The organism is Dyella sp. 01N448 (assembly GCF_056399225.1).
Genome location: NZ_JBFTQX010000012.1, coordinates 36918 through 55160, shown reverse-complemented (window position 1 = coordinate 55160; position 18243 = coordinate 36918). Strand labels below are relative to the sequence as shown.

General features: G+C 62.9%; 22 protein-coding genes. 9 read left to right on the top strand and 13 right to left on the bottom strand.

Annotation, left to right across the window (positions count from 1 at the left end):
* Positions 1-10: 10 nt before the first annotated feature.
* Together AC1DKY_RS17465 and AC1DKY_RS17460 are read right to left on the bottom strand one after the other, a co-directional pair.
* Positions 11-1945: a hybrid sensor histidine kinase/response regulator gene (locus AC1DKY_RS17465; RefSeq protein WP_441604909.1), complete on the bottom strand. Its 1935-nt coding sequence runs from the start codon at positions 1943-1945 to the stop codon at positions 11-13.
* A gap of 139 nt (positions 1946-2084) precedes the next feature.
* On the bottom strand, positions 2085-2795 hold the full coding sequence (locus AC1DKY_RS17460; protein WP_441604908.1) for an rRNA pseudouridine synthase: 711 nt from the start codon (positions 2793-2795) through the stop codon (positions 2085-2087).
* A gap of 133 nt (positions 2796-2928) precedes the next feature.
* On the opposite strand from AC1DKY_RS17460, the gene AC1DKY_RS17455 reads away from it, so the two are divergent.
* From AC1DKY_RS17455 to AC1DKY_RS17430, 6 genes are all read left to right on the top strand, one after another.
* Positions 2929-4164 (top strand): DUF418 domain-containing protein, encoded by a 1236-nt coding sequence (locus AC1DKY_RS17455; RefSeq protein ID WP_441604907.1) that lies wholly within the window; start codon positions 2929-2931, stop codon positions 4162-4164.
* 78 nt (positions 4165-4242) lie between these two features.
* A complete protein-coding gene (locus AC1DKY_RS17450) occupies positions 4243-4461 on the top strand; it encodes a hypothetical protein (protein ID WP_441604906.1) in 219 nt (72 codons plus the stop codon).
* A gap of 336 nt (positions 4462-4797) precedes the next feature.
* A complete protein-coding gene (locus AC1DKY_RS17445) occupies positions 4798-6645 on the top strand; it encodes a S41 family peptidase (protein ID WP_441604905.1) in 1848 nt (615 codons plus the stop codon).
* Between the two features lie 403 nt (positions 6646-7048).
* Positions 7049-7351, top strand: coding sequence for a hypothetical protein (locus tag AC1DKY_RS17440; RefSeq protein WP_441604904.1), 303 nt, complete (start codon positions 7049-7051; stop codon positions 7349-7351).
* Between the two features lie 869 nt (positions 7352-8220).
* Positions 8221-8415, top strand: coding sequence for a hypothetical protein (locus AC1DKY_RS17435; RefSeq protein WP_477180023.1), 195 nt, complete (start codon positions 8221-8223; stop codon positions 8413-8415).
* A 53-nt stretch (positions 8416-8468) separates the two neighbouring features.
* Positions 8469-9200 carry a hypothetical protein gene (locus tag AC1DKY_RS17430; protein ID WP_477180022.1) on the top strand — a complete coding sequence of 244 codons (732 nt, stop codon included), beginning with the start codon at positions 8469-8471 and terminating at the stop codon, positions 9198-9200.
* Between the two features lie 45 nt (positions 9201-9245).
* On the opposite strand, the gene AC1DKY_RS17425 is transcribed toward AC1DKY_RS17430, so the two are convergent.
* Together AC1DKY_RS17425 and AC1DKY_RS17420 are read right to left on the bottom strand one after the other, a co-directional pair.
* A complete protein-coding gene (locus tag AC1DKY_RS17425; RefSeq protein WP_441604902.1) occupies positions 9246-9929 on the bottom strand; it encodes a toll/interleukin-1 receptor domain-containing protein in 684 nt (227 codons plus the stop codon).
* 2 nt (positions 9930-9931) lie between these two features.
* Positions 9932-10795: a Tll0287-like domain-containing protein gene (locus tag AC1DKY_RS17420; protein ID WP_441604901.1), complete on the bottom strand. Its 864-nt coding sequence runs from the start codon at positions 10793-10795 to the stop codon at positions 9932-9934.
* 289 nt (positions 10796-11084) lie between these two features.
* On the opposite strand from AC1DKY_RS17420, the gene AC1DKY_RS17415 reads away from it, so the two are divergent.
* Both AC1DKY_RS17415 and AC1DKY_RS17410 read left to right on the top strand, forming a co-directional pair.
* Positions 11085-11438 (top strand): antibiotic biosynthesis monooxygenase family protein, encoded by a 354-nt coding sequence (locus tag AC1DKY_RS17415; RefSeq protein ID WP_441604900.1) that lies wholly within the window; start codon positions 11085-11087, stop codon positions 11436-11438.
* Positions 11439-11747: 309 nt separating this feature from the next.
* Complete coding sequence (locus tag AC1DKY_RS17410; protein WP_441604899.1) at positions 11748-12074, top strand: RcnB family protein; 327 nt, start codon at positions 11748-11750, stop codon at positions 12072-12074.
* A 40-nt stretch (positions 12075-12114) separates the two neighbouring features.
* Here AC1DKY_RS17410 and AC1DKY_RS17405 read toward each other — a convergent pair whose 3' ends face one another.
* The 9 genes from AC1DKY_RS17405 to AC1DKY_RS17365 form a co-directional block, all read right to left on the bottom strand.
* Positions 12115-12873 (bottom strand): AraC family transcriptional regulator, encoded by a 759-nt coding sequence (locus AC1DKY_RS17405; protein WP_441604898.1) that lies wholly within the window; start codon positions 12871-12873, stop codon positions 12115-12117.
* Entirely contained in the window at positions 12870-13247 is a 378-nt protein-coding gene (locus AC1DKY_RS17400) for a VOC family protein (protein ID WP_441604897.1), read from the bottom strand. Before AC1DKY_RS17400 ends, AC1DKY_RS17405 begins: the two co-directional genes overlap by 4 nt.
* A gap of 124 nt (positions 13248-13371) precedes the next feature.
* Positions 13372-14118: an HvfC/BufC family peptide modification chaperone gene (locus AC1DKY_RS17395; protein WP_441604896.1), complete on the bottom strand. Its 747-nt coding sequence runs from the start codon at positions 14116-14118 to the stop codon at positions 13372-13374.
* Positions 14115-14960: an MNIO family bufferin maturase gene (gene bufB, locus AC1DKY_RS17390; protein WP_441604895.1), complete on the bottom strand. Its 846-nt coding sequence runs from the start codon at positions 14958-14960 to the stop codon at positions 14115-14117. The genes AC1DKY_RS17395 and bufB overlap by 4 nt, the downstream gene beginning before the upstream one ends.
* Before the next feature lie 58 nt (positions 14961-15018).
* Positions 15019-15300, bottom strand: a complete 282-nt coding sequence (gene bufA2 / locus AC1DKY_RS17385; RefSeq protein ID WP_441604894.1) for a BufA2 family periplasmic bufferin-type metallophore — start codon at positions 15298-15300, stop codon at positions 15019-15021.
* 49 nt (positions 15301-15349) lie between these two features.
* Positions 15350-16132, bottom strand: coding sequence for an alpha/beta fold hydrolase (locus AC1DKY_RS17380; protein WP_441604893.1), 783 nt, complete (start codon positions 16130-16132; stop codon positions 15350-15352).
* Positions 16133-16186: 54 nt separating this feature from the next.
* Positions 16187-16651, bottom strand: a complete 465-nt coding sequence (locus AC1DKY_RS17375; protein ID WP_441604891.1) for a DoxX family protein — start codon at positions 16649-16651, stop codon at positions 16187-16189.
* A complete protein-coding gene (locus AC1DKY_RS17370; RefSeq protein WP_441604889.1) occupies positions 16648-16923 on the bottom strand; it encodes a BufA1 family periplasmic bufferin-type metallophore in 276 nt (91 codons plus the stop codon). Before AC1DKY_RS17370 ends, AC1DKY_RS17375 begins: the two co-directional genes overlap by 4 nt.
* Before the next feature lie 35 nt (positions 16924-16958).
* Entirely contained in the window at positions 16959-17372 is a 414-nt protein-coding gene (locus AC1DKY_RS17365; RefSeq protein ID WP_441604888.1) for an organic hydroperoxide resistance protein, read from the bottom strand.
* A gap of 307 nt (positions 17373-17679) precedes the next feature.
* Here AC1DKY_RS17365 and AC1DKY_RS17360 point away from each other — a divergent pair, with 307 nt between their 5' ends.
* Positions 17680-18222, top strand: coding sequence for a redoxin domain-containing protein (locus tag AC1DKY_RS17360; protein WP_441604887.1), 543 nt, complete (start codon positions 17680-17682; stop codon positions 18220-18222).
* Positions 18223-18243 lie beyond the last annotated feature (21 nt).

Genomic DNA, 18243 nt, shown 5'->3' with positions numbered 1-18243 from the left:
AGAGCGCACGCTAGACGTGCGCGTTCTTGGCGGCAGGCCGCGCGACAGCGGCCTCGACCACACGCACCAGATCGGCGCGACCGAATGGCTTGGGCAGACGCAGCACGTTCCTGGCCGATCCTTCGGGCAGCTCCGCATAGCCGGACGCCAGGATGATGGGCAGGCCGGGCCAGCGCGACTGGACTTCTTCGATCAACTGCAGCCCGTTCATCACCGGCATCGCGTAGTCGGTGATCATCACGTCGAAAAAGGTTTTCTGCGACAGCTGTTCCAGCGCCTCGCGCGCGGAATGCGCTTCGACGGTGACGTGGCCCAGGTCATTCAACACCGCGGTGATGGTCATGGCGATCAGCGGATCGTCGTCCACCACCAGGATGCTTTGCGCGGTGGCGTTGGCCTCGGGCTCAGGCTCGGGCGCGCGTGCCGGCGCGGCGACTGAGGTCCCGGCCATGGGCAGCCACAGTTCGGCGGTGGTGCCGCGTCCTTCCTGGCTGCGCAGCAGCAGGCGTCCGCCGGATTGCTCGGCCAGGCCGTGCACCATGGACAAACCCAGGCCCGTGCCCTTGCCGATGCCCTTGGTGGTGAAGAACGGCTCGGCTGCGCGCTCGAGCGTGGCGGGATCCATGCCGTGGCCATCGTCGGTCACGGAGAGGCTCACATAGTTGCCCGGCGGCAGGGCGGTGCGATGGCCGCTTTGCTCGATCGTCTCGTTCCTTGAAGTGATGATGATGTGCCCACCCTCGGGCATCGCATCGCGCGCATTCATCACCAGATTGAGCAGGGCCAGTTCCAACTGGTTGCCGTCCACCAGGGTCTGATGCAGCGTGAGCGGAAAGACCGTGTCGATGGTGATGGTGGGGCCGGCTGAGCGCTGCAGCAGGCTGCTGATCTCCTGCACGAGTGCGCGCAGATCGATCGCGGTGGGCTTGAGCTCCTGCTTGCGCGCGAACGCCAGCATGCGTTTGGTCAAGGCGGCACCGCGACGCGCACCGGCCAGGGCATTGCCCAGCAGATTGAGCGCCTGCGGATCATGCGTCAGCCGCGGCTCCATCAACTCCAGGCTGCCGATCACCGCCATCAGCAGGTTGTTGAAATCGTGCGCCACGCCACCGGTGAGCTGGCCGATCGCCTCCAGCTTCTGCGACTGGAACAGCGCCTCGCGTGCGTCGGCGAGCGCGGCGTCGGCATCGCGGCGTGCGGTGATGTCGCGGGTGACCTTGGCAAAACCCACGTGACGTCCGTTGTCATCGGTGATGCGGTCGATGATTACGTGCGCCCAGAACGAGGTGCCGTCCTTGCGCACGCGCCAGCCTTCGGCCTCGAAGCGACCCGTGCTCGCGGCGACACCGAGCGCGCGCTGCGGCTCGCCCGCGGCGCGATCCTCCAGCGTGTAAAACGTCGACAGATGCTTGCCGAGTATTTCCTCGCGCGTATAGCCCTTGATGCGCTGCGCGCCGGTGTTCCAGCTGGTGATGAAGCCGTCCTGGTTGAGCATGTAGATGGCGCAATCGCCGACGCCTTGCAGCAACAGGCGAAATTGCTCTTCGCTGTGGCGCAGGCGGTCTTCCGCCTGCTTGCGTTCGGTGAGGTCGCGCGTGACCGAGGCGTAGCCGATCGGCGTGCCGTCCGAGGTTTTCACCAGGTCGAGCACCATATTGGCCCAGTACTGCGTGCCATCCTTGCGGCAGCGCCAGCCCTCCGCTTCCACGCGACCTTCTTCGTAGGCGGTGACCAGCGCCAGTTCGGGTTCGCCGGCGGCGCGCGCCTCGTCGGTATAGAACATGCTCAGATGTGCACCCAGCACCTCGGACGCGGTGTAACCGGCACTACGCTCCGAACCGATGTTCCAGCTGGCAATGGTTCCATCCAGATTGATCAAACAGATGGCGTAGTCGACAACGGAGTCGACCAGCAGCTCGTACTTGTTTTGTCCCGTGGTGTTCAAGCGCCCCTCTTGGTACCGCGTAGGACTGGGTGGTCATTGTTTGTCGAGGAAACGTGTAGAACGCGTCAAATTCACGGGCTTGTTTGGTTGCTGCGTCCAGGACGCACGTCACGTGACCTGGCGCTGCCTCTTCAAGCCGTCAAAACCGATCGGTGCTCGCCAGATACCGCCATTGACCCGGCTGCAGGCGGGACATCGGGATGCGGCCGATGCGCAGGCGCCTGATCGCCAGCACCTTCAGGCCCACCGCGTTGCACATGCGCTCGACTTTCTCGATCGCAATCCGCTTCAAGGCGAAGCGCAGGTGGTTTTCGTTCTGCCAGCTCACCTTGATCGGCGGCAGCGCGTAGTTGTCGAAGCTGAGCCCATGGTTGAGCAGGGCGAGGCCATTGGGCGCCAGCTTGCCGGTCACTTCCACCACCAGTTCCTGCTCGATGCGGTCGAAGTCTTCTTCCAGGCGACGCTTGACCCGCCAGTCCTGCGTGAATACCAGCAGGCCACTGGCCGCGTCGGGCAGGGCCAGTGGCGACTCCAGTCGGGCGAAGTGACGCTTCAGCAAGCGCACGCCCGAGGCGTCGTCTTCGGCGCGGCTTTCCACGCGGACCAGCGCGCGAGCCTCATCGACCGTGACGCCGGCGGGTTTGTGCAACACCAGGGTGGCCGGTTCGGCGGGCTCGAGCTTGGCGTGCGGATCGATCTCGATGTGCTGTTCCAGCACCTTGAACTGCGGCTCCTCCACGGTCACGCCGTCCACGCGCACCCAGCCGCCTTCGATATACATTTCCGCCTCGCGTCGCGAGCACTGGGTCAGGGCGGCGACACGTTTGGCGAGGCGTTCGGGTTCGGTCATCAGCGTTGCCAGGGAGGGATGTGCGCCATTATAGGCGCTGCGGTGCCGGGTGGAGCCCGTCTTCGCAGCCGGCTGGGGCGTCGCCCTGTGGTGGCATCGTGTCTTCAGGGACGATCAGAGCAGGGGGCAAGCCATGTCGGATCACGAATCGATGAAGGAGGCGCGGCCTGTGGGTCCCGAGCGACGCATCGTCGCCATTGATGTGTTGCGGGGCGCGGCGCTGTTCGGCGTGCTCTGCGTCAATCTCATTAATGAGTTTCGGGTGTCCATTTTCCAGCAGTTTCTTCCCGCATCCACTGACGGTTCCTGGCTGGATCATGCCGTCCAGGCGACGGTGAGCATCGGCATGGAGTTGAAGGCCTTCGCGCTGTTCTCCCTGCTGTTCGGTGTGGGCCTGGCCATTCAATTCGAACGACTGGCAGCGACCTCGCGCCGTCTCCCGCTGCTGAGCCGGCGACTGCTGGTGCTGCTTGGGCTTGGCCTTATCCATCTGTGCTTTATCTGGAACGGCGACATTCTCACCGAGTACGCGCTGGTGGGCTTGCTGGCCTTGCCCTTCCTCTATGCGTCAAACCGCCTTCTTGCCGTGGCAGCCGCGGTCGCCCTCGCGATCTATGCGGCCTTGCCGTTCTGGCTGCCGGATACGTTCTTCTGGCCGAGCGGCGTCTCGCTCCAGCAGTATGTGCAAACGGCTACGGCGGTGTATGCAGGCGGCACATGGGCGGACGTCATCCGCTTCAATCTCGCTGAAATACCGCATTTGATACCGCTGCATGTGCTCGTCGCACCGCGCACGTTCGCGTTGTTCCTGCTGGGTGTGATGGCATGGCGAAGCGGTCTGCTGCGACATCCCGAGCATTATCGTCGCCTGCTTGTCGGCATGGCCGTGGTGGGCGTGGTCTTGGGATTCGCTATGAATTTGCTGGATCCATCCTCGGCTTGGCGCAGCTGGGCGCCGGTCATCTCGGTGCTAAGCACGCTCGGCCCGTTGGTGCTGGCGATAGGCTACGGGGCTGCGATCACGGTGCTTTATATGTTCACCCGGGCCGGCCGTGTGCTTGGTGTGCTGGGTCCACTCGGTCGCATGGCCTTCAGCAACTACCTGGCCCAGTCGTTGATCTTCGGCTGGATCTTCTTCGGCTATGGATTGGGTCGCTTCGGCCAGATGAGTCCATCGCACGCCATGGGCCTTGGCGTAACCGTCTATGTGTTCCAGATCATGGCCAGCCGGTGGTGGCTCGGGCGATACCGTTTTGGCCCGATGGAGTGGCTGTGGCGAACGCTCATGTACGGCGCTCGGCAGCCCTGGCGGCGCTCGACCGACACGTATGGCGAAGAGAGCGCTGGCGCCGCGTCCGAGCTGAAGTAGACTGCCGACCAGTCCATGAGTCACCGACCGCTCCGCTCTCGCTGAAACCACCATCGCACGCACACGAAGGAGTTTGGCATGGCCAGGCAATTGCTCCTGAAAGCGCTCGCCCTGATGTTCACCGGCGCGTGTCTGTACTGCGGCCTCACGGCCACGGATTTCCACGCGCTGACAGTCGGTGCTGCCGACGAGTCCACGAGCTGGCCCAAGGTGATACTCGCGGTTGCCTTCGGCATAGCGGCCGTCACTGCGCTCTACTTGTCCGCTCCGGCGAAAGAAAAAGCGTCGGAGCGTTGAAGAGGGCGGTCGGGTGAAAAAGTGGCCCGCCGGGAAGCAGCTCCCATGGCGAGGCGGGAAAGGATCCAGGGGGCACGGAAAGCCAACCCCGGCGTTATGTGCGCCAGCTGGCACTTCTAGGCTGATCGATCTAATTGTGCACCCATGGATGCCGTGACAGGATTTCCCATTCGATCTCAAGGTTGCCATCGCCCTCGCAAGCTACGGCGTCGTCCTCAAGCAAGGGCAGGTGGTACCGGTGGGCGAAGGTGCGACGTGAGCTGCCGGCTTCCGACCCGGAGCGGACGGTCGTAGTCATCGCGTGGAAGCAGATCTATCCAGGGAGCAGGGGGATCAATGCAGCCTGAAGGTTTGAAAGTCATCATCATTGCCGTCATCGCCATGGCACTCTTCGGTGCGAGCTTTGTTGGTTACATCGCCCATCTGAAGAAGGTCGCTCCCGCAAAAAGCGATCCCGCCTGGCAGGTGACCGGTGTCGACGCGGACAAGCGCTTTGCGAGATTGGGCGGGCACAAGGCATGGACAATCAGGTGCATTCAGGCTCTTTCTTTCGTGTTTTGTATAGCCACTTTTACGGCTGTGGCAGAAGATCTATCCCCGTCCCTGGGCAATCTTCCCGCACGCTACACCGAAGCGTTCAAACTCTACAAAGCTAAGCAATACGCCGAGGCCGCTGCCATCCTGGAGCCATTTCTCAAGGCCGGTTCGGAGGGCATGGATGAGCGCTGGAATCTTGCCATGTACGACCTGGCATGCTTCGAGGCTCTGGCGGGTCGCAAGGAGCTGGCGATAGATGCCTTGATGGCCTGGGAGGCCAAGGGTGGTAGTGGGTCCGCGGAGCATTTGGCCACCGATACGGATCTCTCGTCACTCCATGGAGACCCTCGCTTCGTGCAACTGGTCGAAGCGGCCCGCAACCAGGAGCATCTGTGGGCGCGCGAGCCTGGACAGGGGCTGCCAGCGGTACCGGATCTGAACGATGACGCAAAGGTGGCGGGGCTGTCCGTGGTGTGGTCGGAGACGCGCTTCAACTTTGCCTTCTTCGATCGGCAACCGGGCCTGGACTGGAACCAGGCCTATCTGGACTTCCTGCCCAAGGTGCGTGCCACCTCAACCACCGAGGAGTATTACCGCACGCTGATGCGGTTCGCCGCCATGCTCAAGGACGGCCACACCAACGTGTATCCCCCTGAGGCCCTTCAGGACGCCTTCTACGGCAAGCCTGGGTTGCACACCCAGCTGGTAGAGAGCGCGGTCGTGGTGACGAACGTGGATGACCCGGCATTGCTCACGCAGCGGTGGCGGGTAGGTGACGTGTTGCTGACGATCGACGGGGAAGACATCCGACGCTATGCGGAGCGACAGATTGCGCCTTACCAGAGCTCGTCCACGCTACAGGACTTGCAGGTTCGTACGTTCGACTACGCCTTGCTCAGCGGGCACGCAGGCAGCCAGATCCATGTGAGCGTGAAGACGGCCGCGGGCAAACTAGAGGCGCGGAGCCTGACGCGACTTGCGCTAGCGGACTGGGCGGCGTTCAAGCGAGAACGCGCTTCGTTTCAGCAAAGGCCGGACGGTATCGCCGTGCTCACCATCAACGAGTTCGAGGACACGGAAGGCACCAAGACGTTGCTGGCGAACCTGCCCAGTATCAAGGTGGCCAAGGGGCTGGTGATCGATGTCCGCGCCAATGGCGGCGGCAGCACGCCCGTGGACCTGCTGCAGGTGCTGGCCAAGGAACCGATCCGCGGCCCCCTAATCCGCACCCGCAGTTATCGCGCCGCCGACCGCGCGCGTGGCGCGCTGCCCGGCTGGACGGACCTTCCTGCGTTCCAGGCACCCGTCGACCCGGTCCACCACATCGATGTGCCGGTTGCGGTGCTGACCAGCGCACATACCTTTTCCGCAGCGGAGGATTTCGTGGCGATGTTCAAATCCATGCACCGGGGCATAACGGTGGGTGAGACCACGGCGGGAAGCACCGGGCAGCCATTGTTCTTCCAACTACCCGGTGGCGGCAGCGCGCGCGTTTGCACGCGCAATGATCGTGCGCCTGATGGGACCGTGTTCGAGGGGGAGGGCCTGCGCCCGGACATCGAAGTTTCGCCTACCGTGGAAAGTATCAAGCGAGGCAGGGACATCGCTTTGGAACGCGCGGTAAAGGCGCTGTTGGTCGCCAAGTGACGAGGCGCCCTGGCGTCTGAAACGATACGTGACCAACCGGGGGGCGCTTTCGATCCAAAGCGGACCTCGAAGCGTCAGTGGGTCTCGGAGGCCTCGGAAGGAGCGGCTACAAGTCGACAGCGGCTTTCGAGCAGTACCTGATTGATCGCGAAACAGCAGCCAATGCCGGGACCCCGATCTTGATTCTTGAGATCCAGGGGATCCCTAAGGACTTGGGTATCCGTGACGTAGTTCTGAATTTGAAAGATGGCTCCACCTGCCCTACAGGACTTCAATAATGCACGCGGGCTTCTCGCTCAAAATCGGTTTCTTGACGTTTCTTACGTGTCTTAGTTCGACGAGTTGGGCCTTATGTACGAGGGGTCATCCAACGGTCGATCAGGAGGCTGCAAGGAGCAGCGAAGTGATCATTGGCAAGGTCTTGGGCAGTAAAGATGTTATGTCGGAAGACGCACCCGACATAGTTGGCAAGACGGTTTACCGGGTGAATATAGTCAACACTTTTAAGGGCGAGAAACTGTCAGAGGTCGAAATAACCTCCGACAACACGTCTTCCAGATTCAACATGGAGAAAGGGAAGCAGTATTTACTCTTCGTGCAGACTTTTGACGGCGAGAGCCTAGTTGACTCGTGTGGAAACTCCGGAGAGCTAGGTGAGCGCGCAAGCACTGTGAAGTACCTGATGCATCTCAATTCACCGGAATAGTTCTGTGCCTTATGCACACGAATACGGGGTGCTTGATCGAATCAAACGATGGCGCGCATCAAACAGCTCTAGCGTAAGGATGAAGCTGTCTGCAAATCCCTGATGAATCATCGAAACGTCGAGTTCGCGGACCACAATCCGATGCGCGCACTTACGTGTCTCTCGTCCGCCTTCCAAGCCAAGCATATCTATCAACTTCGCCGCATCGATATAGAGGTTCCCTACGGGACAGGTCTGCGCGGAAGCTCGGTGAGGATCAGGTTTGACCACGATAGAGCCGTGGGCGGACAACTATTGAGCATTACCGCAGAAGGATATTAAGAGCGTGGGCGAGATTGTTACTGCTAATGTCTGATTCCGGACCGTAGCGGACGTGGTCGCTGTAGCAGCATTGGACCGACGTGAGGTGGGGTATGGCTATATCGTCAGCAGGTTCGCGCAACATCATCGTTGACGAGTTCAACTACAAATGGCTCGTCCGCCGTAAAGGGACCTATAGCCAGTCAAATGCCTGGACAGGGCTAAGCTTTGCAGCTGAGCTAACTGATGGTGGTGGGAGCACGTTGCATGTGACGCTGTCAGCCCCTAGGTCTGATAACTACCTTGGCGTTCCCTCAGGCGTGGTTACCCCAGGACTTGTTGCAAAGGCGATTCGAGGGGCGATGGCCGCTGGCTGGGAACCGACCAAGCGCGGGCCGAGCTTTGAGATGCAATTTGACTGCTCGGATGGGGATGACACATCCCTCGTGCCACTGGGCTAATGTCCGCTTCCGACCCGAAACGGACATTTCCACAGAGCCAAGAATGCGAGCGAGACGTGGTCTAGGTCGGGAAGAAAGTTCATGCCCATTTGAGCGTTAAGGAATGCCATGCGTACGGTGACGGTGGATCAGTTGGAGTTTGAAGACCCTCAGACCGAAGAGCACTTGGAGATAGCGATCGCATCCAGCGCTCAATTTCCGTTTCCTGACGTCGAGAGCTTCGTTTTGTCTCGAGTGGACCCCGAGGCCATGCCGAAGCCGGGCGGTTGTCACCATGGGAGGATGGATCATGACGTTGCATGATCGCTTAGGGATATTCGTCGGCTTCTTTGATCGGATGGCTGGCGAGCCCGTTGGTGCTGGCGGCCGACGCAAAGCCCGAACCGCTGATCGATGGCCAGGCCGCCAGCAACATCGCGGTGATGCTGGCGGGCCGCGTGACGGGTAGCCATGACTTTGCCGTGCCGGGCATTAATTTTGACCCGGCGGCTCGCGAGTGGGTGATCCAGATCGACGCGTCGCTCGATTCCCAGACCACGAAGCACTTCGTGGCGCGAGTCAACGAGTCCACCGCTCTTGCATGCCTTGAAGCGCCGCCCGCGACGGATTGCGTTGCCAAGGAAGATCTCCATTCACTGGTGGCCAGCATCCGTCAGAAGACGGATGCATTGGCGCTGGCCAGGAAACATCCCGCGCCTGACTTGAAGCAGTTGGCGGAAGTCATCCTGCGATATCAGGTGAATGCGGATCGTCCCAGGAACACTGCTGCGCCGAAGACGCGTTATTTCGTGAGCATTCCCTCCCCGGACACCGGAGGGCAAGTGGACCTGCCACCAGAAAACCTCGCCGACCTCCGGAAGGACCATATCGAAGCCTTTCCGGGAAGCACCTGGACACAGGGGGCGGCGAACGGTTCCATGGCCATACGCTTTGCCGTCGGCCTTCCGGTTCGTCGTCAGGATGGCAATTACGACGTGGCCTATAGCTACTACTGCGGTCCCCTTTGCGCCGGCTGGTATACGGCGGTGATGGCGCATGACGCGAGCGGATGGCACGTACTGTCTTCGGTGATGAGTGCTGTTTCGTGAGGGCGAATCGGCATGGAGGGCACCCATGCACGATCGACGCGCCTTCTAGTGTCCCTTGCCAATTCGCCAGCACGCTTCAAGAAAGCGCCGACGTTCGACCTCGCCATCGATCTCTGGTGCGAGGCGTCGGGCGAGCGTCTCCAGATCGCAGCCGCCCAGCGTGGCCCGACGTACCAGATGTCCGGCCACGGGGCCGATGTGCCTGGCCAGTTCCATTTCAAGCAGGCGCAGATGCGCCGCGTCGACGCTGGCGGTTGGATGCGTGGTGCCCGTATGCGCAGTGTTCCGACCTGGCTGCTGTTCGGTGATGGAGTCGATGGTGTCGACTCTGCCGAGCGCGTTGTCGAGGTAATCGCATAGACGATCGATATGCGGCTCTAGCGGTGGCGGGAAGGCATCCATCCAGTGCTGGGTGCTGAGGAAGTACTCCAGGCTCTTGGATGGCAGTACGTTCTCCAGCCGAAACGGAAGGATCGGCAATTGCTTGTGCACGGCCCGCTCGACCTCGCGCCGCACCTGACCCGAATCGTTGCTGCTGGCGGAGAAGATCAGCAACATCAGTCGTGCACTGGTGATCGCATCGATGATTTCGGCGGCCCAGTCTGCTGCTGGGGAGATGTCGCGCGGTGCGATCCATACGCGCATGCCGCGCGCCTCCAGGCGCTGCACCAGCGCGAACGCCACTTGTCGATCCGGCTGCGAATAGCTGACGAACACGTCGTGTGCCATGGTCAGCGGCCCAGCAGTTTCATTGCCTTGTCCAGGCTCTTGCGCATGCGGTTGAAGGCCGCCGACAACGCGGCCACTTCAGAACCGCCGCCGCTCGGAAAATCGGGAGCTGAGTCATCGCCCAGGCTCACCTGGTCGGCTATTCGCGCGATGCGCCGCACCGGGCGGATCACCAGCACGTAGAGCGACGCATTGACGACCATGAGCACGATGACCAGCATCGCGGCGATGGCACTGAGCACGTCGCGACGAACGCGCCCGGCGCTGGCTTCGGCGCTGGCGAATGGCACCGAGACGATCTGCGCGCCGACCACTTCGTTCGCTTGCCAGCCAAAGCCGTTGTCGCTGCCGTAGCGCGCGAGCATGGTTGCGGGCGCTGCCGAGGGCAGGCTGTGGCAACCCAGGCAGCCGGCATCGACACGGATCGGGCGCGCCAGGTAAAGCGTCCGCCCCATCGGGGTATCGCGTGTCCCGCTCATCTCCCGGGCGCTGCTGTCGTTGCGGAAGCGCTGCACGATGTCGGCCTCCCAGTCCGTCGCGCGATCGCGTGGATTGGTCGGATTGAGCGTGGCTTCCTTATAGGCGTAGTCGGGGTGTGTTTTGTGCAGCGTGAGGAAGTTCTGCGTCGCCGCATAGAACGGCACGCTCTGCGGGCGAAACGCGCTGGCCATCTTGTCGTCCAGCAGTGGGACGATCTCGGTTTCGGTGTAGTAGCGGATCGCCGCCGCGCTGTCCATCATCAGGCCGGCCTGCGCCAGCACTTCGCGCGTCGCGTTTTGCTGCAGGGTGGAGGTCACCACCAGGGAGATCGCGATCATGCCGAGCGCGAAGGCGACGAGCAGTATCAGGTTGATCCGCAGCAGCACGCTCGGCTCCCTTGCCGGAACGCAGATCTGCCGACCTGGTCCCGACGGAGTTCATGACGGTTGGAACGTCCGTTGCGTCCTGCAGTCACGTTACTCCTGCCACCGGGAAATCATGACACAAAGCGCCGGAGGCGGGGCTCGGCCGCTTGACGTTGGGTTTGGAGCTCATTGGGGGTTTGTCAGCGCGGCAAGGGGCGCGGTAACGTCAGGTGCGCAGGCCCGGCCCGTCCATCGGAACGTTTGCCTCGGCTCGTTGACCATCCCAACCCCGGTTGCCGAAAGGAACGCCATGAGCAGTGCCGCACCTCCGTTTTGCGCCATCTACCGCTGGCGCTTGCATCCCGGCTCCGAAGCGACCTTCGTCGAAGCCTGGTCGAGGATCACCCAGTTGCTGCGTAGCGAACGTGGCTCGCTGGGTTCGCGCCTGCACCGGGGACCGGATCGACTTTGGTACAGCTATACGCAATGGCCATCGGCGGAAGCCAAGGCCGAAGGGTTGGCGCGCGCGTCGGTCGATCCGCAAGCGTGGCAGCGACTGCGGGATTGCATTGCTGAAAGCCTGCCGGAACTCGTGCTTGAGCCGGTGGCGGATTTCCTGGCGCCGCTTGCGCACGACGCCGATGAAGCGACGCCGTCTGCGTGATGACGTCGCGAGCGGGCCGGCCACCTGCGCGGTCGTGCATCCGTTGTGCTGCCTGGGCGTGGTCATCACGCGGAGAAGTGCGCATTGACTGATGATCCAAACGGACCCTGTGCGTCCTCGTGGGTTCGCGAGCATCCCAACTGCAGGATGCATCAGGCCGGTCTCGCCGATGAATGGCAGCGGTAGGCGCTACACCAATGTCACACGTTCGTGACTTGATGAAAGTAAGTGTGTTGCGCGGCGACTCTGCCGTTGGCGCAAGACACTTCGATTCGCAAGAAAATGTGACATTGAATAAGGACGCAACTCATGAAAACGACACTAGCCGCAGCGATGGCCGCCGCGCTTCTCCTCTCCAACGCAGTGATGGCCCAGGAGCACGAGCATCCCCCCGGCGATGAGCATCATCAGGAAAATGCCGTGATGCATGACCGTGGTGCGAAAGAAGGCTGGTACAAGAAGGGCGGCGCCGTTCCGCGCGAGTATCGCGACGACCGCTACGTGGTTTCGGACTGGCGCTCGGAGCATCTGCGCGAGCCGCCACGCGGCTACCACTGGGTTCGTAGCGACAATGGCGAATTCCTGTTGGTAGCAGTTACCTCCGGCGTGATCGCCGACATCTTGATGAGCCACTAGTCGATCCAGCTTCAGTCGCCTCAGGGCTGTCCATGGCGCATCACCGACGTTGCCGCAATCGATAACGCCCCGGTGATGCGCCAAACTGCCTGCGGAACGCGCTGCTGAATGCAGCGAGGCTGAGATAGCCGCAATCGAGCGCGGTTTGCGCCACGCTGGCGCCGGTGGAGAGCATCGTGACGGCGTGGATCATGCGAGCCTTTTGTCGCCAGGCTTCGATGGTCAGTCCGGTCTCCTGTGGAAACAGTCGTTGCAGGGTGCGCAAGCTGGCGCCTGCCTCGTTGGACAGCGCTGGCAGGTCGCGCTCATCGCCAGGCGCACAAAGAAGTATCTCTGCCAACTTCGCTGCGCGTCTGCTCTGCGGCAGGGGCAACATCAGGTCTTCGCTACGCGCCTGGCACAGCAGGTCAACCAGCAGGCCCGCCAGGCGATCGTGTTGCGGCTGCTCCGGCGTGAGCATGCCGATCCCAACGACATGCAGGATCAACTCGCGCAGCAGCGGCACGACTTCAAGCACGGCGGGCTGGCCTGGCAAGGGCGTCGCGCGCGAGGGACGGATGTAGAGCGTGCGCAGGCTGACTTCACCCTGCATCCTGATGCTGTGCCTGATGCCGGCTGGCAGCCAGATGGCCCGCGTGCCGGGGATAAACCACGCCGCCGTATCGGTGATGACCTGCATGACGCCAGAGGCTGCGAACACCAGCTGGCCCCAGCGATGCTGGTGCTCGGCCAGCAACGTGCCCGCGTGAAAGCTCAGCGCGAGCGTGCGGACGTCCTGGTTCTCGCCCTCGTCATTCAATCGAACACGCCCGGCTCGTATTGCATCGCGCCGACAAAGTTGCCTTCCGTGTCTTCGAAATAGATCAGCTCGCCGACGCCGTCGATGCGGTAGGGCTGCATCAGGATCTTGCCGCCGCTGGCTTCGATGGCGGCGATGGTGGCCTTCAGATCCGCCACGCCGAAACTCGCTTCGTAGCCCGCCATGCGTACGCCGGGAACGATGTCGCGCCGTTCCTGCAGTGCGCCGAGCAGTCCTTGTCCGGCGTTTTTGATCTGGTAGAAGCCGGGCGGCCCCCAGGGCGTGAACGACCAGCCAAACACGCGCTCGTAGAAACCCCTGGCGCGTCCCACATCGTCGGCGTTGATCGCGAAGTGACGAAATACGGCGGGCATCGGGCAGCTCCTTGGAGGAAGAACCACGATCAGCTTATCCGCGCCGGCAATGGCGCGCGCCCTAAGATATGCCAGAAACCGACTGTCGTGCGCCACTATGGCTCGCGCTGCCGCCGTCCGCTTTTCAGCTGACGCCGGTGACGATGCCCGCCGCGATCCAGCTGGCCAGCAGTTCGCCGGCCCGGGCGATGCCTGCGTCTTCGCCGAGGCGCGCCACCAGGGCATCGCAGAGCGCGCTGAAACGTGGATCGTCGCGCAGCAAGAGCAGGGCGTCGTGTTCCACCGCGTCGATCTGCTTCAGCTGGCAGGTATAACCCTGCCGCCACGTCACAACTCCGCCAGGCACCGCGAGCATTTCGCTTTCCGGTACTTCGGCGGCCTGTTGCAACGTAGACCACAGGTCCGGCGCATTCGTCGTCACCGATCGCTGGCGCAGGCTCGGCGCGAGTTGGAGGCGTGCCGTATCCCAATCGACGTCGGCCAGCTGATCGCTGCACAGCGGCGTTGCATCCGGCGCCACGAAGGACTCGGACAAGGACCATTCGATCCACGCGAGCTCGTGCACGTCGGGATTGTCCGGCAGCATGCCGCGCAGCGTGTCGTCGAAATCAGCGCCATACGCATCGAGCGTCCAGCCATGCGGCGGTCGGCTGTCGATATGGCGGATGGCCGCTTCAAGAAACAGCGTCGAACCCAGCCAGGCGTGCAGCAGCGGATAGCTCGCTTCCAGCACGCTCACCAGCTGGGCGCGGTAATTGTTCTGGTAGACCGTCATGCCCATCCCCGCGCGGGGATCGACGCGCCGCGCGGCGTCGGGCGAAGCCCGGGTCAGCCAGTCGCGAAAATCGCGCTGCAGCTCTGCGAGCGTCATGCGGCCTCCCGCAGGTCCCGGGCGCGCTCGCTGATGCAACGTGCGATCGCCAGTTCGTCCAGCAGTTCGGCCAGGGGCGGAATGGCATCGTCGCGCTCGATCATGCTGGCGACTGGTCCGAGCAGCGACATGGCCTCGGCATAGAGCGACCACACGTCGTCGCATACGGGTTGGTCGTGCGTGTCGATCAGCAGATCAGTGACTTCGGTGTGGCCTGCCAGATGGATCTGGCGCACGCGCTCGGCAGGCAGGCCGCGCAGGAAGGCGTACGGATCAAGGCCGTGGTTGCGCGAGCTCACATAGACATTGTTCACGTCCAGCAGCAGCCCGCAGCCGGTGCGACGCGACATCGCCGCAAGGAACTCCCACTCGGTCATGTCGCTCTCGGCAAAGGCCACGTAACTGGAGGGGTTCTCGAACAGCATCGAGCACCCCAGTGCCTCCTGAGCCATGTCGATATGTCGGCAGACCAGATCGAGCGCTTCGTTGGTATACGGAAGCGGCAGCAGGTCGTGGGAGTTGAAGCCCGCCACGCGTGACCAGCTCAGGTGATCGGACACGAACAGTGGCTGGATCTCGTCGACGAGCGCACGCAGTCGGCGCAGGTAATCATGGTCGAGACCGTCGGCCGAACCAATCGACATCGACACACCATGCAAGGCCACCGGATGACGCTCGCGCACCTGGCGCAGGATGTGACGCGGCTGGCCGCCATCCACCATGAAGTTCTCGGAGATCACCTCGACGAAATCGACCGGCACCTTGGTCTCGAGAAAGTCGCGGTAATGCTCCTTGCGCAGGCCGAGGCCGAAACCAGCAAAGCTTGGAGGTGGCATGAACATGGCAGGGTCCTTAAGAGGAGAAAGCGGGGCTTGCACCATGCAGAGCCCCGCAAGCGACTTACTTCGGTTCGGTAAGCGTGCCGCCTTCGGCGACGCAGGCGCTCTTGGTCTTCACAACGACGCCCTGGCCCTTGCAGGTGTTGAGGCCCTTGCAATCGTTCTTGGCGGTGGCGCACAGGCTGGTGCCCTTGCAGGTGTTGACGCCGTAGCAACGCACGGGCTCTTCTTTGGCGCCGGACTGATCGGCCGCACGCACGGGCGAGGCGATCGAGGCGACGGCGAGGGCGACGAGCGCGGCGGCGGAGGCGAAGCTGGTGCGCTTGATGGAGGCGGTAGTCATGCTCAGATTCCTTGATGGATGAAGTTCGATGGGACGGGACGGGATGTGCTCAATGCACACTGGTGGCGGCTTCCTCGATCACCTTCGCCACCGCTTCGGGCTGCGAGATGTAGACGAGGTGGCTGGCCTTGATTTCGGTGACCTTGGAGCCGGCACGCTGGTACATCCAGCGCTGCAGGTCGGGGCTGAGTGCATGGTCTTCGGTGGTGAGCACGGCCCAGCTGGGCTTGCTGTGCCACGCGGCCGCAGACACCGTGGCGTTGAACGCGGCTGAGGTGGCCTGTGCCTGCGACACGGCGAAGAAGTTGGTGCGGTTTGGGGTGAGGTCGGCGGCGAAATCGGCAGCGAATTTCGACGGCTCCACATACAGGTGGCCATCCCGAGTGGCGACGATGTCGTTGCTCGGCGACGGCATCGAGCCGACCAACTGGCTCAGGCTCTCGCCTTCGCTCGGCTGCACGCCGGCCACATAGACCAGGGCCTTCACCTTGTCGCGATTGCCGGCCATGGTGATGACGGCGCCGCCATAGCTGTGGCCGACCAGAACAACGGGACCGTCCTGTTGGCGGATCAGCTCGCGGGTCAGGTCGATATCGTCGGCCAGCGTTTCGATGCGCGGCTGCTCGACGGTGACGTGGTAGCCCTTGTGGATCAGGATGTCGTGCACGACGCGCCAGCCGGAGCCGTCGACGAAGGCGCCGGGCACGATCACGATGTTCTTGACGCCAACGGGGACGGAGGTCGGCGTGGGTGCGGCTTTGGGCGCCTCGTCGGCGAGGGCAGGGCCCATCGATGCCATCAAGGCGATGGTGAGGCTCAGCAGGGTACGCATGGGTGTGTCCTTTCGGTAATCAGGGATGAAAAGTCGTGGTTGAGGTCGTCGTGTTCAGTGCGGCGTGCGGCGCTGGCGCAAGAGCTGGTCGAGCGACCACGTGCCACCACCGCACACGGCCAGCGGCAGCAGCAGCGCCGCCCAGCTCAGATGCGTCGGCCATGCGTCCGGGTATACGAAAATCTCGATCACCGTGGTCATGCCCAGCAGCGCCAGTGCGGAGATCCGCGTGGACAAACCCAGCACCAGCAGCAGCGGGAACAGATGTTCCGCACCCGTCGCCAGGCGGGCGGCCCAGTCGGATGGAATCAGCGGCAGGCGGTATTCCGATGCGAACAAGTCGTACGTCGAGGGCTTGATCGAGAGGAAACCTTCGACCTTCGTGCGTCCCGACTGGAAGAACACCGCCGCAATGCCCAGACGCGCCACCAGCAAGAGCAGTGCGTCGGGCAGCAGAGACGAGTGGCGTCGGGCGGTCAGCGTCCTCGGCGACTGCGCGACGATCTGCGTACTGATCACGACTTGGCCTCGAGCGTGCCATGCCCTTTGGGCGTCTTGATGGTGGTGCAGGTGCCTTTGTCGACCAGTACCCAGGCATTGCCCTGAAAGTCCGCCTTGGAGGTGCCGGCGCAGCTGGTGCCGGGACCGGCTGCGCAATCGTTCTTGCCGGCAAGGGCGACGCCGTAGCACTTTTCCATCGGCTTCTTGGCGTCTTCGGCGTGGCCGCTCGCGGCGAATGCGGCGAGGCTGAGGGCGAAGGTGGCGGCGAGCGTGGCACGTGTGCGATTCATCGGAGGATTTCCTTGGGTTCGATGGCTGGGATGGCTCAGACGAGCGTGATCACGACGTCGATGTTTCCGCGCGTCGCCTTGGAGTACGGGCAGGTCTGGTGGGCGGCGTCGATCAGCTGCTGCGTGACGTCGCGGTCGACGCCCGGCAGGGACACGTTGAGACGCGCCTGCAGCGCATAACCGTCGCTGCCCTGCACCAGGTCCACTTCAGTGGACACGCGGGTGTCTGCCGGCAGGGCGATCTTGTTGGCGCGAGCGGCAAGACCCATGGCGCCGATGAAGCAGGCCGACCAGCCTGCGCCAAACAGCTGCTCCGGATTCGTGCCGGCCTTGCCGGAACCCGGGGGCGACAACTTGATGTCGAGCTGGCCGTCGCTGCTGTGCGACTGGCCATCGCGGCCGCCGGTGGTGGTGGTCTTGCCGGTGTAGAGAACGGTGCGGTCTGACATGGGAGGTTTTCCTTGGCTTGGTTTGGTTGGCTTGGCTGTCGATCAGCCGGTGTGGCCATGAAACCGTCGCCGCGTATCCGCGATGTGTCGCGCTCCTGGTCGAACAGCATCGAAATGTGTAACGGCGCCCCGCCGATACATTCGGATACAAACCGGCGCCCGCCAGGCCCCATGCGGGCTGGCAGGGCAGATACAAAGCGATACAAAAAGCCGGTGCGCACGACATCCCCGATACAAACCGGGCTGTTCTCATACACATCACCCTGGCGCGTGCGCCGTCCCTGATGTCCTGAGGAGAACCCCATCCATGAAACTTCTGCGTTATGCCCTTGCTGCCGCGGCTTTCGGCGCAGCCCTGGTCGCCGCCTGGCCCGGTGCGTCGAGCATCGCCAATGCACAGACCCCCACCACCCAGGCGGTGGCCCCCGATTTTGCCGGCGCCAATCAATGGTTCAACTCGCCGCCGCTGACCATGCAGTCGCTGCGCGGCAAGGTGGTGCTGGTGGAGTTCTGGACGCGTGAATGCATCAACTGCGTGCATGTGCTGCCGCATACCAAGGCGCTCTACGACCGTTACGCGGTTGACGGCCTGGTGGTGGTCGGCGTGCATACCCCCGAGTACGACGAGGAGCGCGATGCCCACGCACTCAAGGACGCCATCGGCGCGCTCGACATCAAATATCCGGTGGCGATGGACAACGACTACCGGATCTGGAACGCCTGGGGCAATCGCTACTGGCCGGCGATCTATCTGATCGACCGCGAGGGCCACGTGGTCTATCGCCACGTGGGCGAAGGCGACTACGATCGTACCGAGGAACGTATCCGCCAGCTGCTCGGCAAGGCGTAAGGCAGGCGATACGGCATCAGA